This window comes from Muricauda brasiliensis (assembly GCF_003057865.1).
GTDB lineage: Bacteria > Bacteroidota > Bacteroidia > Flavobacteriales > Flavobacteriaceae > Flagellimonas > Flagellimonas chongwuensis.
Genome location: NZ_QBTW01000005.1, coordinates 60,553 through 86,413, shown reverse-complemented (window position 1 = coordinate 86,413; position 25,861 = coordinate 60,553). Strand labels below are relative to the sequence as shown.

Annotated in this window: 23 protein-coding genes and 1 other RNA gene; 13 read left to right on the top strand and 11 right to left on the bottom strand. The window is 41.4% G+C overall.

Annotated elements, in window-relative coordinates:
• Window positions 1-5 precede the first annotated feature (5 nt).
• Entirely contained in the window at window positions 6-1,574 is a 1,569-nt protein-coding gene (locus DCK90_RS04240) for a RagB/SusD family nutrient uptake outer membrane protein (protein ID WP_108244945.1), read from the top strand.
• Between the two features lie 59 nt (window positions 1,575-1,633).
• On the opposite strand, the gene DCK90_RS04235 is transcribed toward DCK90_RS04240, so the two are convergent.
• From DCK90_RS04235 to DCK90_RS04225, 3 genes are all read right to left on the bottom strand, one after another.
• A complete protein-coding gene (locus DCK90_RS04235; protein WP_108244944.1) occupies window positions 1,634-2,239 on the bottom strand; it encodes a hypothetical protein in 606 nt (201 codons plus the stop codon).
• 173 nt (window positions 2,240-2,412) lie between these two features.
• Entirely contained in the window at window positions 2,413-4,158 is a 1,746-nt protein-coding gene (locus tag DCK90_RS04230; protein ID WP_108244943.1) for a TonB-dependent receptor, read from the bottom strand.
• A gap of 12 nt (window positions 4,159-4,170) precedes the next feature.
• A complete protein-coding gene (locus DCK90_RS04225; RefSeq protein WP_108244942.1) occupies window positions 4,171-7,194 on the bottom strand; it encodes a tetratricopeptide repeat protein in 3,024 nt (1,007 codons plus the stop codon).
• Between the two features lie 236 nt (window positions 7,195-7,430).
• Here DCK90_RS04225 and DCK90_RS04220 point away from each other — a divergent pair, with 236 nt between their 5' ends.
• From DCK90_RS04220 to ppgK, 4 genes are all read left to right on the top strand, one after another.
• Window positions 7,431-8,006, top strand: a complete 576-nt coding sequence (locus tag DCK90_RS04220; protein ID WP_229418493.1) for a LemA family protein — start codon at window positions 7,431-7,433, stop codon at window positions 8,004-8,006.
• Window positions 8,007-8,009: 3 nt separating this feature from the next.
• Entirely contained in the window at window positions 8,010-9,137 is a 1,128-nt protein-coding gene (locus DCK90_RS04215) for a DUF3137 domain-containing protein (RefSeq protein ID WP_108244941.1), read from the top strand.
• Window positions 9,138-9,214: 77 nt separating this feature from the next.
• A complete protein-coding gene (locus DCK90_RS04210) occupies window positions 9,215-9,898 on the top strand; it encodes a cell division ATP-binding protein FtsE (RefSeq protein WP_108244940.1) in 684 nt (227 codons plus the stop codon).
• A 96-nt stretch (window positions 9,899-9,994) separates the two neighbouring features.
• Window positions 9,995-10,753, top strand: a complete 759-nt coding sequence (gene ppgK / locus DCK90_RS04205) for a polyphosphate--glucose phosphotransferase (RefSeq protein ID WP_108244939.1) — start codon at window positions 9,995-9,997, stop codon at window positions 10,751-10,753.
• A gap of 115 nt (window positions 10,754-10,868) precedes the next feature.
• Here ppgK and typA read toward each other — a convergent pair whose 3' ends face one another.
• The 3 genes from typA to DCK90_RS04190 form a co-directional block, all read right to left on the bottom strand.
• Window positions 10,869-12,668, bottom strand: a complete 1,800-nt coding sequence (gene typA, locus DCK90_RS04200) for a translational GTPase TypA (RefSeq protein ID WP_108244938.1) — start codon at window positions 12,666-12,668, stop codon at window positions 10,869-10,871.
• A 97-nt stretch (window positions 12,669-12,765) separates the two neighbouring features.
• Window positions 12,766-13,323 (bottom strand): hypothetical protein, encoded by a 558-nt coding sequence (locus DCK90_RS04195; protein WP_159075758.1) that lies wholly within the window; start codon window positions 13,321-13,323, stop codon window positions 12,766-12,768.
• A gap of 65 nt (window positions 13,324-13,388) precedes the next feature.
• Window positions 13,389-13,970 carry a hypothetical protein gene (locus tag DCK90_RS04190; protein ID WP_108244936.1) on the bottom strand — a complete coding sequence of 194 codons (582 nt, stop codon included), beginning with the start codon at window positions 13,968-13,970 and terminating at the stop codon, window positions 13,389-13,391.
• Window positions 13,971-14,043: 73 nt separating this feature from the next.
• Here DCK90_RS04190 and kdsA point away from each other — a divergent pair, with 73 nt between their 5' ends.
• The 6 genes from kdsA to DCK90_RS04160 all read left to right on the top strand — a co-directional run bounded on the left by kdsA (window position 14,044) and on the right by DCK90_RS04160 (window position 20,346).
• Window positions 14,044-14,862: a 3-deoxy-8-phosphooctulonate synthase gene (gene kdsA / locus DCK90_RS04185; protein ID WP_108244935.1), complete on the top strand. Its 819-nt coding sequence runs from the start codon at window positions 14,044-14,046 to the stop codon at window positions 14,860-14,862.
• Between the two features lie 164 nt (window positions 14,863-15,026).
• Window positions 15,027-17,363, top strand: coding sequence for a TonB-dependent receptor (locus tag DCK90_RS04180; RefSeq protein WP_108244934.1), 2,337 nt, complete (start codon window positions 15,027-15,029; stop codon window positions 17,361-17,363).
• Window positions 17,364-17,424: 61 nt separating this feature from the next.
• Window positions 17,425-18,141, top strand: coding sequence for a DUF4198 domain-containing protein (locus tag DCK90_RS04175; protein ID WP_108244974.1), 717 nt, complete (start codon window positions 17,425-17,427; stop codon window positions 18,139-18,141).
• A gap of 2 nt (window positions 18,142-18,143) precedes the next feature.
• Complete coding sequence (locus DCK90_RS04170) at window positions 18,144-18,476, top strand: hypothetical protein (protein ID WP_108244933.1); 333 nt, start codon at window positions 18,144-18,146, stop codon at window positions 18,474-18,476.
• A 3-nt stretch (window positions 18,477-18,479) separates the two neighbouring features.
• Complete coding sequence (locus tag DCK90_RS04165) at window positions 18,480-18,779, top strand: hypothetical protein (RefSeq protein WP_108244932.1); 300 nt, start codon at window positions 18,480-18,482, stop codon at window positions 18,777-18,779.
• A gap of 4 nt (window positions 18,780-18,783) precedes the next feature.
• A complete protein-coding gene (locus tag DCK90_RS04160) occupies window positions 18,784-20,346 on the top strand; it encodes a PepSY-associated TM helix domain-containing protein (protein ID WP_108244973.1) in 1,563 nt (520 codons plus the stop codon).
• A 2-nt stretch (window positions 20,347-20,348) separates the two neighbouring features.
• Here the strand turns inward: DCK90_RS04160 and DCK90_RS04155 are convergent, their stop codons facing one another.
• The 5 genes from DCK90_RS04155 to DCK90_RS04135 all read right to left on the bottom strand — a co-directional run bounded on the left by DCK90_RS04155 (window position 20,349) and on the right by DCK90_RS04135 (window position 23,813).
• Window positions 20,349-20,717 carry a DUF1801 domain-containing protein gene (locus DCK90_RS04155; RefSeq protein WP_108244931.1) on the bottom strand — a complete coding sequence of 123 codons (369 nt, stop codon included), beginning with the start codon at window positions 20,715-20,717 and terminating at the stop codon, window positions 20,349-20,351.
• Between the two features lie 12 nt (window positions 20,718-20,729).
• Window positions 20,730-21,602, bottom strand: a complete 873-nt coding sequence (locus DCK90_RS04150; protein WP_108244930.1) for a DUF808 domain-containing protein — start codon at window positions 21,600-21,602, stop codon at window positions 20,730-20,732.
• Window positions 21,603-21,691: 89 nt separating this feature from the next.
• The gene (locus DCK90_RS04145) at window positions 21,692-22,147 is read right to left on the bottom strand and encodes a COG2426 family protein (RefSeq protein WP_108244929.1); all 456 of its coding nucleotides are present in this window, start codon (window positions 22,145-22,147) and stop codon (window positions 21,692-21,694) included.
• 110 nt (window positions 22,148-22,257) lie between these two features.
• Entirely contained in the window at window positions 22,258-22,527 is a 270-nt protein-coding gene (locus tag DCK90_RS04140) for a hypothetical protein (protein WP_108244928.1), read from the bottom strand.
• Between the two features lie 80 nt (window positions 22,528-22,607).
• A complete protein-coding gene (locus tag DCK90_RS04135) occupies window positions 22,608-23,813 on the bottom strand; it encodes an NAD(P)-dependent oxidoreductase (RefSeq protein WP_108244927.1) in 1,206 nt (401 codons plus the stop codon).
• Window positions 23,814-24,112: 299 nt separating this feature from the next.
• On the opposite strand from DCK90_RS04135, the gene ssrA reads away from it, so the two are divergent.
• Window positions 24,113-24,512: a transfer-messenger RNA gene (ssrA, locus tag DCK90_RS04130) on the top strand.
• Between the two features lie 123 nt (window positions 24,513-24,635).
• Entirely contained in the window at window positions 24,636-25,850 is a 1,215-nt protein-coding gene (locus DCK90_RS04125; RefSeq protein ID WP_108244926.1) for a site-specific integrase, read from the top strand.
• Window positions 25,851-25,861: the final 11 nt, after the last annotated feature.

Here is a 25,861-nt window from a genome sequence, read left to right as displayed (position 1 = left end):
TCAAAATGAAAAAGATATTCAAATACATCACCCTTTCCTTTTTCGGAATTAGTGTGATCTCATGTTCTGACGAAACTCTTTTGGACCTGAGTCCTATCAATAACATTTCGTTGAGTGACTCATATTCATCCGCCTCGTTGATCGAGAGTTCGGTTAACGGGATGTACAATGCTGCCGCAATTGGTCAGTATAACTCAACTAACCCCAATGCTGGGCGTGGATATATCTGGGGTGCCGCTTTCGTACAACAAGGGGACAACCGAGGAGAAGATGTGGTAAACACAGCTACCTTCTACCAGTTGACCTATACGGCTACATATGACCCAACCACTGCGAACAACGTGTATTATTGGATAGATGGTTACCGTTTGATCAACAGGGCCAACTTGGTGATTGAAGGAGTTACCACTGCTGCTGAAGCTGGTATCATTACCCAAGCTGTTGCAGACGATTATATTGGACAAGCGAAATTTTTGCGTGCCATAACCCACTTTGAATTGCTAAATTTCTTCGCAAGACCTTATAACTTTTCCGCTGGTGCTTCACACCCTGGAGTTCCTTACAGAGAGGTAGGTATCGATACTCAAGCTGAAATCGATTCAGAAATCGTGCTCGGTAGAAATACCGTAGCAGAGGTTTATGAAAAAGTATTGCAAGATTTGGACGATGCGGAAAGCTTGATTACCAACACATCATTGACCAAGGCATCTGCAAATGCAGCCATTGCATTTAAAACAAGGGTATATCTGCACATGAGAGATTGGGACGGTGTTATCGCAGAAGGCAACAAGCTTACTGGCGAATACACTTTGGAAGATTCTCCTAATGGACCTTTCAATGATAGTTATGGAAACTCCGAGTCGATTTTCTCATTGACACAGGCTGCAACCATGAACCCTGGTGTGAATGCTGCATTGGCTTCACAGTACAACAGAAGAAGATTGGTGGCCATCAGCCCTATCATTTGGAGAGATCCTAGCTGGTTGGCTGATGATTTACGTCGTGAAGACAATTCAACTGAAACCGAAGTGGGAACCGGAATGGTATTTACCGCTGGGGGGGCAAAATTCACCCTAAAATATAAAGATGGGGTAAACTATACCGATGCTTCACCTGTTATCCGTTATGCTGAAGTATTGTTGAACATGGCCGAAGCACAAGCTAGAAGAGTAGCTGCCGATTTAGGAGCTTCCTTGTCCTTATTGAACCAAGTTAGAAACAGATCTCTTGCTGATCCAGCTACCCAAGCTTATGTAGCCGGTGATTTTGCAAATGCAGGAGAACTTGTTGGTGCAATCCTTAAAGAGAGAAGAATCGAGTTTTTGATGGAAGGCAGAAGATGGTCCGATATCCACAGACTTCAAGGGGATGACCTTCAACCCATCAACGGAATACCACAAAAGGTAGCCAATGGAACACCTGCAGCTGAATTGTACACTTTGGGAACTCCATATGATGGTCCTTACGGTGTACCTGCTGTGCCGTATGCCGACTTTAAGTTTGTTTGGCCGATACCTCAGGTAGAGATTAACGCGAACCCTACACTTGCAGATCAGCAAAACCCAGGCTGGTAATTATCGAAAGGTTTAAGCATGTACAATAAAAAAACCCGTGGGCTCTCCCACGGGTTTTTTCATTGTTTTGGGATTAACTTTTCACCATCCCATAAAAATACTTTTTCTTCTTGGAATGATCTAACTTCATAAGCCTGCGATAAATCCAAGTAACCAAGCACAATTTTGTCTTGAACACCAAACATCTCATTAGGGAACCTATACTGCCAATAATTAAATTCATCCCCGCAATTTTCAACTTTTAATTCAGGTAAGGGAACAAAACGACCCTTGGCAGTTTCAACGATATAATTCAAACTTATTGACAAGCAGCAAGAAGTAAAATAATTTTCGACCAATATTATTCTTTTGACTCCTTGAATATTTGGCAAATCATTTACCGAAAGATGTAGACTGGAATCTTGCACGTCACTCGCATATTGATCCAAAACTGGGACAAGCGTATCATTTTCCTTAACTAAATAAATTGTGGATTTAGCGTAATCGTCATGAAGCATTAGAGATTCCTCATCCACATCAGCCCATATAGCTTTGGTCAATGAATAAACATCAGTAGGATAAAATCCACTCCCAAACTTTGGATGTTGCATATCCTGTGCGAATAGACCAAAAGTTCCCAAAGCACATCCTGCAATGAACCTTGGTATGGTATAAGTATTTTTCATAAGGATCAATTTTAATGAAATCCGATAAAAATACATTTAACACCAATACCATTTGTCGTGAATTGATGGATGATACTTTTCAATTGATGGATGGCCAATTATTAACCACTCACCAATCCAAGTTTCCTGTTTTTTTGCTCAATCTATGATTGAGATACTATCAGAAAGTCTCCTTAAAAATCGAATTTATAGGAAACTCCGGCCAAGGCCTGGAAGCCTTGCACTTGAAAATTGGCCCAACGTTGGTAACTATTGTTGGCAATATTCGATGCTTTTAAAAAAATCGAAAGCTGTTCGTTAAACCGGTACCCTACGTGTGCATTGGCATCAAAAAACCCATCCAAGGTTACCTGTTGGAATTGCAACTCGGAATCAAGCGGATTAATTTGAGATAACAGATCATCTCTTTCACCTACGTAGAACAGATTGGCACCCATGTACCATTGGTCGGAGATTTGATAATCCATAAAAACCGACCCTTTAATGGAGGGTAGGTTCCACGCTGGATTGTCGGTCTCAGTATCATAATCGTAGAATTCGGCATTTACACCAAGTGAGAAATTACGGTTTACATCCACATTGATTTCCCCGAAAACACCCAAGGTCTTTACATCATCATAAAATACTTGAAAAGAGTTGCCATAGTAATAGCTTTTTTCGTCATCCCTTGAGGTATTAACGGGATTGTGAAAGAAAAGAGGCTTTCTGTTCTCAGCCATATAAGAACCTTTGATATTGTATCCCACATTAGAGGTCAACTGCCCTTTCAAACCTAAATACCCTTCATACTGTTGGTCCGTTGGAACAATATCCAAAGTCGGAGAGACAAAAGGGTTATCATTCACAAAATCATAATAGGTGTTTTGCTTCAACTCCCCTTCTATTCCACCATAAGCGATTACATTTTCGTCCATTACACGATAAGATGCTGTTACCGCCGGATAGATATAAAAGTTGTTCTCACTATTTTCCATATCAAGGCCATAGACAATATTTGCTCCCAAATTAATGGTCAAATCATCACGCAGAATCAATAAACTTGGTGTTACCCCTGCCTGAAGATTGCTATACTTTTTCTCCCCTGCATTGACTCCTTCCGTAATAGAGCCATTTTCAAAGCTGCCCCCAACATAATCGACCTTGGCAGAAATCGTGATCAACTCCTCGGTTACGGGAAGCTCGAATGTTGGATTGATAACCGCACGGTTCTCTGCAGATTCCGTGGCGTCCCAAAAGCGTCTTAATAAAAGATTTCCGCTCTTAAAATAGGAATCTTCCATATTAAAATGGGCCTTGGCCTCGGCATTGAAATAGTTTTGCTGCTCATCCATGGCATTGATTTCATCCTCGCTGAACAGTTCGCTCTGTATTCCGTACCAATTGTAAAGTTGATGTTGCAGGCCAATAGCTGCTCCCCAATCCATATAACGGTCTTTTTTGGCATAGGATGCATTCAATTTGGTATCGTAAAAATCGGTTTCCAAGGGTGTAGAGTCCAAATCGCCACGGGACGAGTTATGGGTCAGGCCAAAATCCAACAGGTCCTCTCCCCTATTAAATTCTCGGCTTGTATAAAAGTCAACCAGAGCATTGTTGTAATTGCCCAACCCGATGGACGCATAGGAATTATACAAGGTCGGCGGCGGTGTTTTTTCCACCCCCGAAGCCTTCCCCTTGGCCGGGGTAAATGTAGATGCCACAGGCACCGAAAATATACTGTAATTGATTTTCTTTTTCTGGAGTATGATCGAATCGTTCAGGCTGGGGGACGATTTAATTTTAAAGGCATCCGAAACGGTCGGGGAATACGGCTTTACCACCGTTACCGTTTCCGTACCAATGTTATCCTCTTCCTGGGCGATAACCATTCCACAAAGGCTCAAAAAAAGTAATGAAAATATATAGGTTCTCTTTTGCATGTTGTGTCTCGTTTAATTTTGGTTCGGATCTACGGATGAATTGCTTTCTGCCTCTTTGGCCTTAATCGTGGCCAGTTCACTCTTCGCATCAGCAACGATGTCCTCAAATTCTGAAAAGTTGGAAATCACACTTTCCAAAATGTACGTGGCTTGGAAGGCATCGCCCAAATTGTAGAAGTTCTTCGCCATAATCACCAACCCTTTTCCTGCCCATTCCTTATAAGCTGCATAATCCTTCGCTAATTTTTGAACGGACTCGTTGGAAGCTTCATAATTCTGCTCCTGATTCTTAAAGTAAGCATCGTAGTACCATGCTTCTGCCGCCAATTCTCCAGATGCAATTTGTTTTACATCTTGGTAAGCAGTTTTGGCCAAGTTCTCATTGTTCGTCGCAATGGCCGACCGTGCGATCATGATCTGCGCATCACTCTTGATGCGGTCATCAATTTTAGGAGCTTTCAATACCTTCTCCGCATAAGCAATGGTCTGTGAGTAGTCCTTTTGTCCGTAGTAGCCCTTCATCAAATTGGATTGTGCAAAGGTTTTGTTCTCCGAAATATCCGCAGTGCTCTCCAATCTTTTCAAATAGGGAATGGCACTGTTATAATCCTGTTTATCCACGTAGATTTCGCAAACACGGGTCAGGGCCTGCTCCGTATACTCACCATTTCCACCATCGGCAACAGCCTTGTATTTCGGCAGCGCCTTATCCTTTTCCCCATTGGCAAAATACAGTTGTGCCAAGGCGAAATTCGCATTCTGGGCATGCAACCCATTGGGAAATTGCTTTAGGTAATCCTCGTATCCTCGTATGGCCGCTGGCGTTTTGCCTTCGATCTGTTTTCTTTCGGCTGATTCGAAACTTGCATTATCCAGCTCGGAATCGGTCACCTCCACAAAATCCAAGTTTCTGGCCCAAGCAGCATATTCGCTTACCCTACCTTCGTCCACATAGACCAATTTTGCGGTAGCCACCGCTTGTTTGGCTTCTTGGGCTTTCGGATATTTTTGGACCACTTCCTTAAGTTTGCTCAACGCCTGCTCATTTCGACTGGAATTGTAATACACCAATCCAGAACGCAACAGTCCACGAGGGGCAAATTTGCTTGTAGCATACTCCGCCACGATACGGTCATAGGTCTGCAACCCCAAACTTTCTTGGTTGTTGTTGATATAGGAATTGCCCAGTTCGAAGAGGGCATCATCTCGAAGGGATGAGGAAGGATAATTGGTCAAAAACTCGTTTAGGCCATTGATCTTCGCAGAAATATTCCCCAAAAATCCATCGCAAAGTGTTTTCTGGAATGCTGCATAATCACGCTCGGGACCATTCATACCGGATGCGGTATCGTAGGCCTTCTTTGCCAATTGATATGTACTGTTCACAAAATAGCTGTCGCCCAAACGCAAATAACCATCGTTTTTCCTTTGAGCATCAATGCTATTGGAACTCACCACATTCTGAAAATAGGATATGGCGTTGTTGTAATCCTTTAATTTGAAATAAGAATAGCCCAGGTTATAATCCAAATGCTCGTACTCTTGTAGCGATTTGGACACTGATGAATTCTGGAACCTGACAAAATCGACCAAAGCTTCCTCGAAACGGTTCAACCTGTAAGCCGACTCCGCTTTCCAATAAAGTGCACGGGCCTCAAAAGTAGGGTTCGATGCGCTTTTCAGGGATTTATCAAATCGTTCCCAAGCCCCTTCATAATCGCCATCGATAAAAAGTTCGATACCGCGATAATAAGCTACTTTTTGATAGGTTTCCTTGCTTGCGTAGTTCTGGTTCTCCTCCAAAAGTTGCATCGCTCCTTCAAAATTTCGAGAAGTGATATAAGAGTCTACCAAGAGTTCCTGGACCTCCATTTGATGTTCATCCTTAGGATATTTCTCCAAATATGAGGTCAAAACTTGTGGAACCGGCTCGTAGGCATTTCCGATTTCGTAGCTCAAACGGGCATAGTTCAGCCAAGCATCTTTTTGGATATCCGGGCTGAACTCCATTTGTGAAGCATTTCGGAACGCGTTCAGGGCTTCTGATTTTTTATCCAATTTTAAATAGCATTCCGCTAGGTGATAATACGCATTTTGCGAAACGGCATTGTTGCCACCTATAATTTTATTGAACTGTTGAACGGCCTGTTCGTAGTTACCCAATTTATAATGGCTGTAGCCCAAGAGGTAATAATCGGTATTGTTCCATTTTCCACGTTTGCCCCTGTATGCTTCCAAATAAGGAATGGCCTCGGCATATTGTTCCAAGTTGAAATAACTCTCCCCAATAATTTTGTTGAGTTCTGAAATTTCCTCTCTATTTGATTTTGGCAATTGCTTTTTGGCCAGTTCAATAGCCTCTTGAAACTTGCCCAGTTTAAAATTCAGGTCAGCCTGATAATACGTCAACTTTTCATCGAGCAGCTCTGGGTCTCGGATTTGGTCGAAACGAGCACTAGCAGAATTGTAGTCGTCCTGTTCGTAGGCGATATATCCTAAATAATACTTGGCCTGGGACCCGTATTTCTGGGAGGTGGTGACCTTGTTCAAATAACGTTCTGCCTCTTGCGGACGTTTAGACGCATAAAGTGCATAACCATTGTTGAAATTATATCGGTCACGCTCCGAATAGGGCATTGAACTTTCATCTACCTTTTTGTACCATTTTAAGGCATACGGATATTTTCCCGTTTCAAAATAGTAGTCGGCCACATCCAAAAACGCAGAGTTCCGTTTTGTGGAAGTCGGGTATCGCTCCACAAAATCTTCCATCATCTTATCCGCCCCGCGCTGGTTTAACCGAATTGCTGCGTTGGCGGCATAATAAGCGCTGTTCGCTTCGGTTTCCCCATCCTTGGTACTGGCCTTCACAGATTCAAAAATGTTCTGCGCTGCTTGGTATTGCTCATTATTGTAGAGCGCCAAGGCATCTTGATAGGCTTTGTTTTCGTGGGTAAATATCTTGGTTTCCTGTGCGGACAGCACAAAAAAAGTTCCCATAAAAATGGGAATTATAAGGAGGTTTTTTCGATTCATAGTGTTCTACGCTCTTCTCGATTGACTTTACACATAACGTCAAATTTAAGGCCAAAGTATATTTTAATTTGTCATTTATCGAAAAATACGTGTCTGAACTTGATTTATTTGCCCGAAATAATAATTTTAAGTCCTCTATTGAAAACCCCTTCAATAGCAATATTTCCAAACCTCAACATATAAAGTCTTTTGGGCTTTACGATTACAAGAAAGGGACAATCCTTGTGTTTGTTCCAATGTCTAATTTACACCATGTTGAGATGTCTTATTTTATTTTGATTATTGTCCTTATCCTATTGTTTTGTGTTTTCTTATACAACAACTTAATCAGCAAAAAAAACAAGGTCGAAGAATCTTATAGCAGCATTGATGTAATGCTAAAAAAGAGAACGGATCTAATCCCCCAACTCATCAGTACCGTTAAAGGCGCCATACAGCACGAACGTGAAACCTTAAGCGAGCTGACCCAATTAAGAGAAAGATTGTTGGACAAAACCGTTGATACGGAAGAACGGTTTCAGTTGGAAAGTCAATTGGGAATCATGTTGGGAAAATTGCAAGTGCGTGCCGAAGCCTACCCCGATCTAAAAGCGAACCAAAACTTTCTTTTGCTGCAATCCAGCCTCAATGAAGTTGAGGAGCAATTATCCGCAGCCCGGAGGGCATATAATGCCGCCGTAAATTCCTTCAACAATTCCATTGAAATGTTTCCATCGAACCTAATGGGCAAAATGATGCACTACTCCAAAAAGCCTTTGTTCACTATTAAGGATGAAGAGAGGAGTGTACCAAAAATTTCATTCAACTCATAGCAAATGGTCGATTTTAACAAAATAAGGGATGAGGTGTTTCCGCTCCTAACAAAAGCAGAAAACATCCGAAGGAAACATATTGTTTATCAAAGTGTGTTTTCAATTTTAATGTCACTAATGATTTTTGGCTTTTTGCTTTTACCCATCATTACGTATTTCAACAATGCCGGTTTCAGCAAATGGATTGCCAACATTACCCAAGGAAGCTCATGGAACCCAATTCAACTAATAGCAACGTTATATTGGGTGCCTTTTTTCATTACGATGGTTGCCGCCTATACCACCAAAAATAAGTACAAGGCAATGGAAAGGGAAATAATAAAGATTACCCTAGATAAAATGGCGCCTGAACTGAAATTTGACCCCAAAAGACAGATTTCCCCAAAACTGATTGAAGAAAGTAAATTACTGCCTTCCTATGCCCAAATAAAAAATGGACAAAACAGGCAAGGTGGTTACAACCTTCACTTTGGGACTTTAAAAGGAACGGTCGGAAATACATCAATAACTATGGGAGATGTCAACATCTTAAACCAAGGAGTTTATGGTTCCTTTTTAATGTACATTCCTTTGTTCCCCTACCTCAATTTAGTCTATAATTATGTGAGACCTTATTTCTCCAAACATCACTCTACCGAGAATTTGGGAAGTAGTTTCGTTGGAATGTTTGCCGTGGTCGATTTTAATAAAAAGTTTAATGGACACACCATTGTTTTGCCCGATGCAATGGAAAAAAGGGTCGGATATCTGGCAAAAAATCTTCAAACCATGAATATGACCAGAGGCCAATTGGTACATCTCGAAGATACTGAGTTTGAAAATGATTTTATGGTGTACAGTACCGACCAAGTCGAGGCGCGCTATATTTTGTCGACCTCCCTAATGGAAAGAATCACCCAATTAAAAAGAAAAATTGACAAACCCATTATGTTGTCTTTCAATAAAAATAAATTGTATTTGGGCATACAGCATCCACATGGTTTTCTATGTTTCGACAAGAAAAAAAACTTATTGACTTCCAATGTTTTTGAAAAGATACATGATGATATTTATGCTGCGATCGCAATTGTGGAAGATTTAAACCTGAACACCAGAATTTGGAAAACCGAATCTCCGGAAGTTTCAAAATAAATTAGGGATTAACCTTTTATTTTGATGTCGCTTAGCATATTTTCAAATACTTTTGTGTAAGCTGTTTAAATAAAATTATGTCCGAAACCATAGTAAAATTACAAGACGTCGCCGTATTCCAGAATGAGAACATGGTTCTCAATGATATTGATCTTGAGGTCAAAAAAGGAGAATTCGTCTACGTAATCGGCAAAACAGGTAGCGGAAAAAGTAGTTTTATGAAAACCCTGTACGCCGACCTTCCCCTAAAACAAGGTGAAGGACAGGTAGTGGATTTTGACCTAAAGACCTTGAAAGAAAAAGATATTCCATTTCTGCGAAGAAAGTTGGGCATCGTTTTTCAGGACTTTAAATTGTTGCCGGACAGAAATGTCAATAACAACCTTAGGTTTGTACTCAAGGCGACCGGTTGGACGGACCCTAAGAAAATGGATGACAAAATCGAAGAGGTGTTGGACAAAGTTGGCATGAAAACCAAAGGCTTTAAATTTCCCCACGAGTTATCTGGAGGTGAGCAACAGCGTATTGCCATTGCCAGAGCCCTGCTTAATGACCCAGAACTGATTTTGGCGGACGAGCCCACGGGCAACCTTGACCCGCAAACCAGTGTGGAGGTGATGAAAGTGCTACAGGACATCAACCAGAACGGGCGTACCATTATTATGGCGACCCATGATTATGCGTTGATTCTAAAATATCCCCACAAAACGCTAAAGTGTGATGGCAGCAAAGTATTTGAAGTGATTCAAAAAGCGATATAACGCCAAAATTCTATTCTAGCTGATTGATTTCCACCTAAATTACTGGATCAGCAAAAGTTTTTGTTACTTTGTTCAAACTAACATTGATTCCTTTTTATGGAGATTCTTGGTATTGATATTGGCGGGTCGGGCATCAAAGGTGCTCTTGTAAATGCCGAAACAGGTGAAATGCTAACGGAACGTTATCGGATTGAAACACCAGCTTCCAAAAAACCCGACGATATGGCCAAGGTCGTGGCCGAAATAGTTGAACACTTTAACTACAAAGGCCCGGTGGGTTGTGGTTTTCCTTCCATTGTTAAAAACGGTGTCTGTAAATCCCCTGGGAATTTGCACCCCAGCTGGGTGGGTGTCAATATCGATGAGTTGTTCACCGAATATACGGGTCATGAGTTCACGGTACTCAACGATGCGGATGCGGCTGGTTATGCCTCAATGAACTATGGTATAGGCAAGGGAAAAGACGGATTGGTGATAATGATTACCATTGGCACAGGATTGGGCAGTGGTGCTTTCTACAACGGAGTGCTTATCCCTAATTTCGAATTGGGCCAGATTCCTTATAAAAAGTACAAGAAGATTGAAAAATGGGCCGCAGCTTCGGCAAAGGAACGCGAAAAGCTCAGTTTTAAAAAATGGGGTAAAAGGTTCAATAAATTTTTGGGATTCGTAGAACTTATTGTTTGCCCAGACCTTATCATAGTGGGCGGTGGTACATCAAAAGATTGGGAACAATTTAGCCATCGCATAAATATCGAGACAGAGGTGGTAAAGGCCGAGCTGATGAACCATGCTGGAATTATTGGAGCAGCCGTAGCGTGTTTGCGAGAGCAACACCACGGACATTTGCATTAATCTTTTTTGAAACAAGACTAAAAGGAATCTAGACTTCGCCCTTATTGTTCTAAAAAGAAAAGCGAATGAAGTATAAAACTCCATCCGCTTTATTCAAATGTCAAATTGAATTATCTTAAACTACTTTATTTCTTTTTCTATCTACCTCTTTTAGGTATATTTTCCTAAGTCTCAAGTGGTTTGGAGTTACCTCAACATATTCATCTTTTTGGATGTATTCCAAGGCTTCTTCCAAAGAAAACTTAATTGCCGGAACAATCTTTGCCTTATCATCAGCTCCAGAAGAACGAACGTTTGATAGCTTTTTGGTCTTGGTTACGTTCACCGTCATATCATCCTGACGAGAGTTTTCACCGATAACTTGACCTTCGTAAATATCCTCTCCCGGGTCAATGAAGAACTTACCTCTTTCCTGAAGCTTATCGATGGAATAAGGAATTGCAGTTCCGTTTTCCATAGAAACCAAGGAACCGTTCAATCGCTGGGCGATATCCCCTTTCAATGGTTGATATTCAAAAAATCGGTGCGCCATAATGGCTTCACCTGCTGTAGCTGTCAACAATTGGTTTCTAAGACCAATGATTCCACGGGATGGAATAACGAATTCACACACCATACGGGAACCTCTCGCCTCCATACTGGTCATCTCCCCTTTACGGATGGAAACCATTTCAACAGCTTTTCCTGAAACTTCTTCCGGCAGGTCGATGGTCAAGTGCTCCACTGGCTCACATTTTACACCATCAATCTCCTTGATGATTACCTGTGGCTGCCCAATTTGAAGCTCGTAACCTTCCCTACGCATGGTTTCGATCAATACAGAAAGGTGCAATACACCACGACCAAACACCAAGAATTTATCGGCACTATCCGTTTGTTGTACGCGAAGCGCCAAGTTTTTCTCCAATTCTTTTTCCAAACGCTCCTTGATGTGACGGGAAGTAACAAACTTTCCATCCTTACCAAAAAACGGACTATCGTTGATTGTGAAAAGCATACTCATGGTAGGCTCATCAATAGCGATGGTCTTCAATTTTTCTGGATTTTCGATATCGGCAACGGTATCACCAATCTCGAATCCTTCCATACCTACAATGGCACAGATATCCCCAGCAACCACTTCTTCCACTCTTAAACGGCCCAAACCTTCAAAAGTGTAAAGTTCCTTGATCCTAGTTTTTACGATAGCACCATCTCTTTTCACCAAAGAAACTTGCTGCCCTTCACGAAGTTTACCACGTTGTAATCTTCCGATGGCAATTCGCCCGGTGAATGAAGAGTAATCCAAGGAAGTAATCAACATTTGAGTGGTCCCTTCTTGAGGCTTGAACTCTGGAACATGTTCGATGACCATATCCAATAATGGCTCAATGTTTTCGGTCTGTACTTTCCAGTCCTCGCCCATCCAGTTGTTCTTTGCAGAACCGTAAACGGTCGGGAAATCGAGCTGCCATTCTTCTGCACCCAATTCAAACATCAAATCGAAAACTTTTTCGTGAACTTCTTCCGGGGTACAGTTTTCCTTATCAACTTTGTTGATGACCACGCAAGGCTTCAAACCAAGGTCGATGGCCTTTTGAAGTACGAAACGAGTCTGTGGCATTGGCCCCTCAAAAGCGTCCACCAATAACAAAACTCCATCGGCCATGTTAAGTACACGCTCAACTTCTCCACCAAAATCGGCGTGACCAGGGGTATCTATAATATTAATTTTTGTGTCTTTGTAAACAACGGAAACGTTTTTGGAAACGATGGTAATCCCACGTTCTCTCTCCAGGTCGTTGTTATCCAATATCAGGTCGCCCTTGTTCTCGTTTTCCCGGAACAACTGGCAGTGGTACATAATTTTATCAACCAAGGTAGTCTTACCGTGGTCTACGTGTGCAATGATTGCAATGTTTTTGATTTTGGACATAACCTAAATTTTAAGCCCGCAAAGATACTGCTATTTTTCACTTGTTGGCACACCTAAATGTTATTTTTATCTTATTGATTTTGTGGAAGTTCCAAATCTAAAGACCAACACACCAGCGCTTTTCGCTAATAATCCATCCAATGCTTAGGTTCACCACGGGTTGAATGGTCCCTTTGAACGGCCCCACATAGTAGCCTGCACCGGCATCAACAGAGAAGCTGAAACCTGAATCAAAACTGCGCTGGATGCCATACACCAGACCGCCATAACCGTGAATGCCATCTACCAATCGACCCTCAACCACACGATCTCCCGGAGAAAAAACGGCAACTGAAGGTGCAATATAATTTCCGGAATTCCCATAAATGGACCTTCTTCGCCTTTCCCGACTGTTCAAGTTGTGATAATATCTGTTCTGAACGGTAATGGCAGGGAAAAAATCAAAATCTTCCAACGGTCGGGAACTAGCAGGTTCCAAAGCGGCCTGATACGCCACTCGAATGTCCAAGGTACTATTTACTCCCAGAGCCATTTCATACTCAATTCCTGGATTGATGGCATTGAGCTTAAACTGACGAATTTCACAGTTAGTGCCATATTGGGCTTGGGTAAGATATCCCATGAAAAAGAATCCCAGAAGTAGTAAGCGACGCATTGTAGGTTAATTTGGTAGTAGTATAACCTTAAGTTGTGCAAAATAGTATGTGGCAAGGCTTTTATTTAATCTAGATACGGGTCTTTTTTCTTCCGCTTGGTGGCCACCCATCCAAAGGTTAAATTAATCAATGGCCCATATCCATTCGGCACGCCATCTCCTCGATAATATCCTGCCCCTAGCTCCACATTAAAATTGAATCCTTTTTCATAGGTACGTTGGATACCGTAGACCATTCCGTAAAATCCTAAGTTAAAATCGCTAGGGCCTTCCACATCGGTCGCAACTCGAAGTTGTGAAAAGAAGATGGCTTGGGCGGCGGCGATATAGTTCCCCGAGTTACCAGAGGTATTTTTTTCCAGCCTTTCCCTCCTATCAAAATTATGGTAATAGCGGTAACGGTTGTTCATTGCCAAACCGAACACATAGCCCTCTTCATAAGTAGCGGTGGCCAAACCCAAATTTGTGGAAACGCTTTGGTTTTTAAAAATTCCAAGTTCATACGTAAATCCGGGGCTCAATAAGTTCAATTTAAATTGATGCCGTTCCAAATGGGCCAAATCAAATGTTCCGCCCCGCTCTTGCCATTGGGCTTCTACAAAAGTTGATACTAAACAAAGTAAAATAAGAACATATTTATTTTTCATGGTTGATGGTTTGTATCGATAAATCTAAAAAGGATACCATGGTTTAATATTATATTTGTGCAAACTTTAAGAAATGGACATCACCAAAATTCCACAGATAAAACACACGGACAGCGATAATTTTTTCCTATTGGCTGGCCCTTGCGCCATTGAAGGCGAGGATATGGCCATGCGAATTGCAGAAAAGGCGGTTGCCATTACGGACAAGCTTAACATTCCCTACATTTTTAAGGGGAGTTTTAAAAAAGCTAACCGTAGCAGAATTGATTCTTTTACGGGAATTGGTGATGAAAAAGCTTTAAAAATCCTTCGAAAAGTTTCGGAGACTTTTGGTGTTCCGACCGTAACCGACATTCATGAAATCTCTGACGCAACCATGGCCGCCGAATATGTAGATGTTCTCCAAATTCCTGCGTTCTTGGTCAGGCAAACCGATTTGGTCGTAGCAGCGGCAGAAACAGGCAAGGTCGTCAACTTGAAGAAAGGGCAGTTTATGAGTCCTGAAAGTATGAAGCATGCGGTTACCAAGGTGACGGAAACCGGAAATGAGCAGGCCATTATCACCGATCGTGGAACCATGTTCGGTTATCAGGACATGATTGTAGATTTCAGGGGAATTCCAACGATGAAACAGTATGCACCTGTGGTTTTGGATGTGACCCACTCACTTCAACAGCCCAATCAATCTTCTGGGGTGACAGGAGGTAGACCCGCATTGATAGGAACAATGTCCCGAGCAGGAATCGCAGCTGGTGTAGATGGACTTTTTATGGAAACTCATTTTGATCCTGCAAATGCCAAAAGTGATGGCGCCAATATGCTGGATTTAAGTTTATTGGAAAAACTTTTGACGGATTTGACTGCGATTAGAAAAACCATCAATTCATTATAAAATCTCCTCAAACTACAATTTTAACAAAATCAATATACTGATTTAAAGATAATTACATTTAAATTTTAGATTTATTTATAATTAGTCTAAATATTTTTTGTATGATTAAATGTTGGAACATACATTTGCAATCGAAATTTATTTAGACCAATTACAAATAACTAATGAAGAATATATTACTCATCCTCAGCCTAGCTGTCTTTTCTTTTTCGCAAGCTCAAACAGGAAGTTTGGAAGGAAAAGTGACAGATCAAAGAAACAACGCACTATCAGATGTAAACATTATGCTATCCAACACCAGTTTGGGAGCCACATCCGATAATTCTGGTTCTTACAAAATTGAAAACCTTGCTCCCGGCTCCTACACACTCACCTTTTCTATGGTAGGTTATGGAATGCAAACTAAGACCATCACGATCAATGCTGGACAAACCACTCAGGTTTCAACAGTTAAAATGGTGGAAAAACAGGAGCAACTCAACGAAGTAATCGTTGAGGGCCATCAGAACAAATATCTCGAAAGAGAACTTTCAACCTCGTTGAGGTTAAAAACGGAACTGGTAAAACTTCCACAAAATGTACAGGTCATCAGCGACCAGCTCTTAAAAGATCAGCAAGTAACCACCATAATGGACGGACTTACCCGAAATGTGAGTGGTGTTACCATGTTGGAACATTGGGGACAATTTGCCCGGATCAACATGCGTGGCTTTCGTTTACCAGCTTTTAGGAACGGAGTAAACGTTCAGGACAGTTGGGGGCCATTGGCCGAAGACATGAACACGGTGGAACGCATTGAGTTTGTAAAAGGTCCGGCCGGATTTATGATGTCCGCAGGTGAGCCCGGTGGTTTTTACAACGTAGTCACCAAAAAACCTACGGAAGAATTTGTTGCCAATGCCTCTTTTACCGCTGGAAGCTTTGACTTTTATCGTGGTACAGTCGATGTGGGTGGCAAAGCCTCCGAAAATGGAAAGTTGCTCTATCGCTTCAACGCCATGTACCAAACTACGGACAGCCATAGAGGAAATGAGCAAACCGATAGATTTGGTATTGCTCCCGCCCTAACCTATAAGTTTAGCGACAAAACTTCAGTTACCGCTGAAATGAACTTGCAGGATGCCGAATCCTTCTTGGGGTCTGCCTATATTTTTGCACCTATGGAAGATGGATATGCAAGCCTGCCCCGTGATTTCAACTTTGTTGACACCAATTACCCAAAAACCGATATTCAGGAAGTTACTTTCTTTTTGAATGCCAAACATGAATTTTCTGATAATTGGAGCGTTGAAGGTCAAATGGCATATTTAAGATATGATCAAATTGGAAATTCTGCCTGGATAGCTGGACTTGATAGCGATACCGGAGATGTTGTTAGGACAATATCCCAATGGGATGCACTGTCGGTAGGTAAATATGCCCAATTATATATCAACGGGGCCTTTAATACCGGAGCCGTTTCACACAAAATCTTGGGAGGTTTCGATTTTAGCGAAAAATCCTATTGGGCCGATTTCTCGGTTACCCTTCCAGTGGACACTGCTGCACCATTCAATATATATAACCCTCAGTATGGTGTCACATTCCCTGAGTTTGACCGTTCTGTAAATGTTCAATACAGAAATGGAGGTGCTCCATATAGTGCAAATACCTTAAGAGGATATTACCTGCAAGATGAGATTGGTTTCTTGGATGATAAAATTCGATTGACCTTGGCCGGACGGTATACCAACTTGTACACTCAAGGAAAAACGGAAAACGATGACGTATTTACACCACGTGTTGGCTTGAGCGTTGATATTTTGCCAGATTTGACCGTTTACGGACTCTATGACCAATCTTTTTTGCCTCAAGCAGGAATGAGTGTCGATATGGAACCTTTGAACGACCCTGTAGACGCCAACGATATAGAAGGTGGTATTAAAAAGAGCTTTTTTGATGGACGGTTAAGAACTTCTTTAGGGGTTTACCAAATAACGAAGGAGAATATTTTGACCACAGATCCATCCAATCCTAACTTCTCCATGTATTTGGGCGAAGTACAGTCAAAGGGTATAGAATTCGACCTTCAAGGTGAAATTACCCCAGAGCTAAATGTAATCTTGAACTATGCCAATACCAAGGTAGAGGTAACCGAGGACCCCAACCCGGATATTGTAGGCACTAGAGTGGCGGGCCATGCCAAGCATGTAACCAATGGATGGTTAAATTATAACTTCGCCCAAACATCATCATTGAACGGATTCGGTGTTTCCTTAGGCTATCAATACCAAGTAGACCGATCTACTTGGGCATGGGCCGCTGACAACCAGTCCGACCTTCCAGATTATTTTAGAATGGATGGTGCCCTATCATGGAGAAACAGCAACTTCAGGGTTCAACTGAACATCAACAATATTTTGGACGAATATCTATATTCCGGTGCCAACTATGGTTCTTATCTATATTGGCAATCAGAGCCCGGCATCAATGGAAGGCTAACAGTAGCGTATAGTTTTTAAACATTAACCAATTTAAATAAGGCCCATGCAAAATACCATGGGCCTTTAAACGCACATGATCATGAAAACAAAATTCATTCTTTTTTTAACTTGCCTATTTGGGACCCTTACGGCCCAGGCACACTACCTATGGATCGAGACCAATGCCAACGGAAAACTTGGTCAGTCCCAAGAAATACGTGTACACTATGGTGAGTACACTTACGGCGTCATTGAAAAAGTAGAAGGTGAGGCCTTTCCCGCAGTTTCTAAATTTACCCTTTGGGCAATCGGTCCCGATGGTTCAAAGACTGAACTTAAGACAGAACCAAAGGAAGACCATTACTTGGCCAGTTTTACCCCATCACAAAACGGTGTTTATACCATTGCCTTGAACAACAATGAAATCGATGTGATCGATTATACCCAATATGACTTCGGAATCTTTAAAACCCACTATCATTCCACTGCAAAGGTTCAAGTAGGGACAAATGGGGACACCAAAGCGGAAAATCCAGAAGGAATCGTGGTAAAACAATTGGAAAATGACGGGAAAGAAATCAAACTCCAAGTTTTGTACAAGGGCGAGCCCATAGCCAAAAACGAACTTAAGGTCTATGTCTCCGACCTATGGTCCAAAACATTGTATACCGATGATAATGGTGAAGTTTCCTTTACTTTGCCTTGGAACACAAAATACATTGTAGAGACCACGACCAAAGAAGAGATTCCAGGCACCTACAATGGCGAAAAGTATGAGTTTATCTGGCATTGTGCCACCTACTGTATAAAACAATAACCATGTTCACGGGAATTTCCCTTCTAACCTTGATTTCCTTTTACCTGCTGTACAGTACATCAAAAAAAATGTCGGCCGTCGGGAATCTGGGCTTTGAAAAGTCGATCGGAGAACACGAAAAAGCATCCAAATACATTGGCTTGGCCTTAATGATTTTATCATTGGGGCTGAGCTGCTTTTATTGGGGCATAGGTGCTGGAACCTTCACCTTTTTTATCATTTTAATGACGATTGCCAGTTTGGTTATACTCCTAGCCCCCTTGCGATTGCTGAACTACACTTTTTTGATTCTCACTTTTGGCTGTTCCTTTATTTTTGAAATCCTGTTGTTTTAAACTATGCCCGCCAACAAAAAATATTTGACCCCCTCCCCCGCACAACGTTTTGCCAAGATATCCTCTGCCATTTTGGGAGGTTTAATCGTTTCGGTGATGTTCCATATGGCTCTGGCCGCTTGGTTTGATCACGTTATCGTAATCATCACCAGTACGTTTTCAGCCTTTATTCTATGGGCCATTTTAATGGTTGTTGCTTTTTTGGGCAAAAATGGCTGGAAAATTTGGAGTATCTATCTTCTGGCAAGCCTTGTGTTCTTTGTGATCTTTTATTTTGGAAACCAAACCAATCCACTTGTTTAAAACCATGGGAAACCGCATCTATAATATATTGTTCCACACACATACCGTAAGCGGTATCGTAATCAGCGTTGCACTTTACGTTATCTTCTTTACAGGTTCGTTCTCCTTCTTTAGGGATGAGATTACCAATTGGCAACGCGGACATTCCGTGACCCAGGAAGATGCAATATCCGGAAGCGTGGACCAATATCTTGACGAACTCTCCAAAGAACACAATCTTTATGGGCGTGATGTGGTGCTGCGCCACTATTACAATGAAAGAAATATTTCCGTAAGCATTGGGGCTTCTCAAGACTCTCTAGCTGCTGAAAAAGACAAAGCCCGCGTCTTTTTTTATTTGGATACAGTGGATAATACCAAAGGAAACTATGAGGGCAATTACCATTTGGGCGAGTTTTTGTACCGCCTTCACTTTTTGGACCAAATCCCATATCCCTACGGCAGATATTTATCGGGATTGGTGGCCTTCTTCTTCCTATTTGCCATTATCACGGGAATCTTGGTGCATTGGAACAAGATTGTCTCCAACTTTTACACCTTCAGACCTTGGGCCAAGATCAAAACTATTTGGACGGATGCCCATACTGCTTTAGGAGTAATCGGTTTCCCTTTTCAATTTGTGTATGCCGTTACCGGAGCCTTCTTTTTGCTGAAAGGCGTTTTGATTCTTCCTGTGGTGATGGGAATGTATGATGGGGATCAAAACAAACTATTCGAAGACCTAGAGTACAATCATCCCGTATATGAATTTCAGAACGGAAAACTGAACAAAGAAATCCATCTTGATCAACTTGTGGACCAAATGAAGGAGGAGTGGCCCAGTTTTAGAATGACCGAAACCCACATCTTTAATTACGGGGACAAAAACATGCATGCTGCCATCAGCGGATACCTTGGTTACGAAACTAAATTAAATGGTCTTGGATACCGAATCTACAATATGGCCAATGGTTCCATCGTAGACGAAAAGGTTCCCGCCAAGAACAATTCATATTTGGATGCAGTTAAAAATATGATGTTCCGTCTTCACTTTGGTGATTATGCGGGCATCGGGCTTCGTTTAATATCCTTTATTCTTGGACTAGTCTCCTGTTTTGTTATCCTATCCGGGATCATGATCTGGCTCGTGGCCCGTGATAAAAAGAATATCCCAGAAAAGCGCAGAAAATTTAACGCACAAGTAGCCAATTGGTATATGGCCATCTGCCTTACCCTGCTTCCTGTTACTGCCTTAGAGTTTATCCTTGTAAAGTTTGCAACAGAAGTCAACCGCACCTTTTTGTACCAAACCTATTTTCTTGTTTGGTTAGCTGCATCTGTTTTCTTTATCCTTAAAAAGGATATTGCCTTTACCAATAAATGGACATTGATCTCTGGTGGTATTTTGGGATTGTTGGTTCCGATTGCAAATGGAGTCGCAACGGGCAATTGGATTTGGGTAGCCTATCAAAATGGATACCAGCACATTCTTTTGGTGGATTTGCTCTGGTTGATATTGGGAATTGTATCGCTTTGGATAGCTTTCTTTAAACTGAACACCTCTAAGAAAGAACTCGCACCTTCCTAAACCTACTTTTTGTAAAATCCTTTATGTTTAAGCGAATAACATTCCTGTAAAACTTCCACCAACACCTTTTGGTCAATTTCTTCCAACGAAAAATAGCGAAGCGATTTGACCACCTTTCGGTTTTCATTGACCATTTTATCCAAATGCAATGTGAGATGGGCCGAATTCCAAAAGGCAATATCCACATACTTCTTTTTTTGTGACACATTTAAGTAGCAAATGGGCTGTTTGCCTGCATAAAAGCAAGGGATGTTCCATTTGTATTTCATGTCAACATCAGGAACAATAGACTCGATTACAGCTTTTAGGTGCAATAAAATGCTTCTGAAGGGTTCTTTTTGGTCGAGTATGTAGTTTTCGGCTGGATTCATACAACGACTTGCTTAGGATTTGCGTTTGAATAGCTTATTGACCAACTTCAACAAAAGAAGCGCAACAAATCCGATGACCAGCCCAAAAATAAAATCCTTTAGCATACTGGGGAGGCTTGGGAACAAATGGTGAAAAAAATCAATGTTATGGGTAAAAATACCCCCTGAAACCAACAATAGAGCCAATGTACCTACAATGGACAGACCCTTAATTATTTTCGGAAGCGCATTCACCAATACCATGCCCACCTTATCTGAAAAGCTGTCGGTCTCCTCATTTAAGTTAATAAGCCGGTAGCCATAATCGTCCATTCGTACAATCAAGGCAACAATGCCATATACACCTACTGTTGCCAACAACGCTACAACAGACACCGTAGCTATCCGTATGGTCAATGGTTCGTTTACCACAGTGCTCAAGGCGATGATCACAATTTCAATGGAAAGGATAAAATCGGTTATGATGGCCTGTTTTATTTTTTGTTTCTCCAGTTCCGGCAAATCTTCTTCGGGAATTTCGGTGGGATCGGTTTCATGGGCTTCCTCTCCTCTATGAAAAATGTACTCGTACACCTTTTCGGCCCCTTCATAGGCCAGATATACCCCTCCTAAAATCAAGATAATGGTAATAGCAAAGGGCAGATAGGCACTCAACAAAAATGCTATGGGCAGAATGATCAATTTGTTCAAAAAAGAACCTTTGGTAATGGCCCATAGTACGGGAATTTCCCGGCTGGATAAAAATCCTGTCGCCTTTTCGGCATTCACCGCCAAGTCATCGCCCAAAATACCTGCTGTTTTTTTTGTGGCAACCTTGCTCATTGTTGCCACATCATCCATAAGTGCGGAAATATCATCCAAAACGGCAAAAAAACCTGATGCCATAAGCTTTGTTTAAGGTTAGTGATTTAAGTTTGGGAACAAAATAAATAATTCCAACCTTACCAATGGTCAAAATCGAAAAAACTATTGTCTTAAATGCCTTCCATAGACATTAAAGTGGCCGCCCAAATAATCACAGAAGAGAAAAAGATTCCGATTGTATTTGCTGCAAAGGCTTCGCGTTTTTTCATCTTGAAAAGATATGCAGCAATACTGCCTGCATAGACCCCGGTGCCAGGAAGGGGGATCATAACAAACAACACAATCCCCAAGAATCCGAAACGTTGTATTTTGTTTCCCGAACCCTTTTTGGCTCTTTGACCTACGAAGACAGCGGACTTTTTATAGAAACGCCATTTAATCAAATGACGGTTGATATATTCCAAAAAGAACATCATTAAGGGAAACACCATTACGTTTGCCAAAAAGCAGACAATGAATACAATGTACTCATTTACCCCTTGGTACATTCCATATGGAATACCGACCTTGGCCTCACCAAAAGGCGATATACTCCAAAGTGCCGCTATAATCAAATCTTTGTGCAACGTACTGAGATTTTAAGCCGACAAAAATAAACAGGAATTTACATTTTGCGTCTTGGTTAACCCTTAAAAATTTATTAATTGTGATTTATGTAGCCTAAGCTAAAATAACTTTAAGCCACGGAAGAAAAAGATGAGCCATTTATAGCCTGATCAAAACCGGAAAGAATTTGATTAGTATATTCCTTTGGAGTTCTATCCGATATAGAAACCCGTTTATTATCCACATCCACATTGAAATGAAAGCTAGAAAAGTCGGTATCGACATCCAGCCGAGACAACAGGAATCGCATAATCCTAGGTCTAAGGCTGTATTCCATATCGATACAGGTGCGTTGCATTGCTGGATTGTCATCTCCAGAAAATACCCAATTGAATTTCACTGGCTTATGGAAATTAGGACACACAATATACTAAAAAACGGTCCATAGTCAACTTATAACCATTGTTTTTGGACAAAGAGTTATTCTTTGCCGTCCAAGTAATCCTGTAGGTAAGCATAACGTTCGGTCAGCTTCCCATTTTGAGTCATACGAGCTCTTTCAAGGACTCCGTCCTTGTCATTATTGAAAAACGAGGGAATTACGTACTTAAAGAATGCTTCTCCAAAACCAACACTGGCATCCCTGGGCAATTCACAGGGCAGGTTATCCACGGCCATTACAGCAATGGCATTTTCCAACATAAAATCGGTTTCTTTTTCAGAATACGGGTCATAGCCGTAGATAGGTTCCGCAATGGTAGACGGACGAATAGTAGATGCGACCGGACCATCGATATCGCAACTAATATCGGCAACCACCTTTATTTTAAAATCGGGCTGCTTGGCATCCTCTCGGGTGTAGAGATAAGGGGCCCCATCTCCATAAAAATGACCTGCGATATAGAAGTCGGTTACATTGGCAAACCGGAAAAAGTCGGACTTGTAGGCTTCGGGGTTTTGGAAAAAGTCAGCTTTGTTACCCTTGTTGCCGTCTTTTCGTTTGACATATTGGGACACATCAATTTGGCAATACACAGGTTCGTCAAACGTTTTGGACAAATATTCACTAGAGGCAATGTGCCTTAACCCCATCGCATCGAGCATTTCTTTTGCTCCATTGCCCACTCTGCCCTTTCCCGTGAGCAGTATTTTGATATTGGGCAGTTGTATTTTTTTGAGTTCGTTAATCAGATCCTGCTGGTCTAGAAGAGACTCCGCTTTGGGCAACTGATACAAATTGTACTTCAACCCATATGCCCTAAACCCGTTGTAGGCTCCCACAATACCAGCGTAACGACCAAAAGCTACCAATCTAGCTCCTTTGGCATTGGTAATCACCTCATGATCGTATAGTTCTATGTTTTTGTCCAAGATAGCTCGGAGCAGTTCTCGATTATAGGGCTGTTTTTTTATGGTATGGGAAAAAAAGAAATATTTTTTGTGGGGAATCAATGCATCGATGGGAACCTCTTTGACGCCGAGAAGTACGTCGCAAATCTCCATAACGTTTACCACTTGCAAGTTCTTATCGGCATACTCTTGATCGGCAAATACCCGTATGGGGGATGATTCGACCAAAATTTCGGCTTGTGGAAATTTGGACAAGACATTTTGACATTCTTCTGGAGATAGCACTACCCTGCGGTCTGGCGGATTTTTACGTTCCCTGATGATTCCGAACTTCATATAACATTTTGGTATAATTGTTGACCAAAATAAGAGGAAAAGGCAGGGTTACCAAACTTTTTATTGTTTGATGGATATGCGTTACCTTTGCCGACCGCGTTAGGGATAGAGGCAAGTACCGTGTACAGCCGATAGCCCGACCAAAATGTTGCGAAGCAATGTTTTGGGAACGCCCACACTTCGACTGCGCTCAGTGCAGACAAGTTCTTTGATAAAAAAGTGAGTAAATGTTTAGGCCCTTCGACTCCGCTCAGGGCATAATTCGTTCATGGTAAGCAAAGCTTACCTAACTCATTATGGGGGCCGACCGGTTTTGACAGCAAGACCAATGGCGATGTAAGCATGCCGAGCGCTGGGATATAGCTCGTTAATCTCATATTTCACACTTTTAATTGGCGAAAATAATTACGCTCTTGCCGCATAATCTGAATTATAGTAGGATTTGCCTCGTCCCTACAAGGTAGGGAAGCGAGATGTTCCTGAATAGCCCTTGTTGACGGCGATTCGTTTAGGAGCACCAAAAAAGTCAACACAAGGGTGTCCGTTCGCTTTGGCGACACCTCTAAAACCTAAAGAAGATAAGTGTATGTTAGGCCGTATCTGGTCAGGCATGCATCGAAAACTAAGCAGATACTAAGCATGTAGAAAGCATGGTTATTGCTTGTTTGGACGAGGGTTCGAATCCCTCCGGCTCCACTGAAACATACCCAATTCAAAACATCAAACCTGTAAATTACTGATTTACAGGTTTTTTTATTTTATTTAATTTCATTTGCACTTGAATAATATCAAATAAAAAGGCACCATATCGATACCCAAAATATGTCAAATTCCTTTGCAGTCTTATTTTACCTTAAAGACAAACGCCTCGACAAGAACGGAAAAGCTGGACTATACCTTAGATTAACAGTAAATGGCCAACGCTCTGTAATAAGCCTTCATAGAAAGATCGACCCTAAAAAATGGGACTCAAGAATGAACAAATTGAAAGGAAAAGGAATTGAAGCAGAAGAATTGAATCGATTCATGGCTACTGTACGTCATAAGATTAATAAGATTCACCATGAATTAGTAGAAGAAGGAGAATTTTTCACCGTGCACGATGTAAAGGATAAATTTCTAGGAAATGACAAAAGAGTAAAAATGCTATTGGAACTCTTTAATGAGCATAACCAACAAATGGAAAAACTTATTGATATTGAATTTGCATTGGGCACCTACAAGCGATACCATACCACTAGAAACCATGTGGCTGAATTTATCAAGTTGGAACTAAGAAAAACTGATATTCCTGTCCGAGATGTGGATTTGAAATTCATCAAAGGATTTGAGTATTTCCTAAAAACAGTCAAAGAATGCAACCATAATACAGCTTTGAAATATATCAACAACTTCAAGAAGATTATTCGAATGGCTGTTGCCCATGAATGGATCAGCAAAGACCCATTCTACAATTATAAAGTACAGTTCAAAACAGTGGAAAGGGAATTCCTTTCCAAAGAGGAACTACAGACTTTGGTGGATAAGAAAATTGATGGGGAACGTTTAAATATCGTCAGGGATATGTTCGTGTTCTGTTGCTATACCGGCCTATCTTATATTGATGTCCAAAAATTACACCCTGACAACATCGTGAAACATATAGATGGTAGCCTTTGGATAAAATCCAAACGCACCAAGACAAAATCTAGATTGGGCATTCCCTTGCTCCCAACTGCTTTGTCAATTATGGGTAAATATCAAGACCACCCAAAGGTTATGAATGGGGATTGTGTATTGTCTGTTTTGAGCAACCAAAAGTCCAATGCTTATTTAAAAGAAATTGCTGACCTATGCGGCATTAAAAAGAACCTCACAACCCATTTGGCCAGGCATACATTTGCAACGACAGTTACACTTTCCAATGGGGTTCCCATAGAAACCGGAGGGCAGATGCTGGGACACAAAAATCTAAGGACCACCCAACATTATGCCAAGATTATTGATAGGAAAGTGAGCGAGGATATGGCTGTTTTAAAGGAAATTCTTGCAGAATAGAGAAATAATCC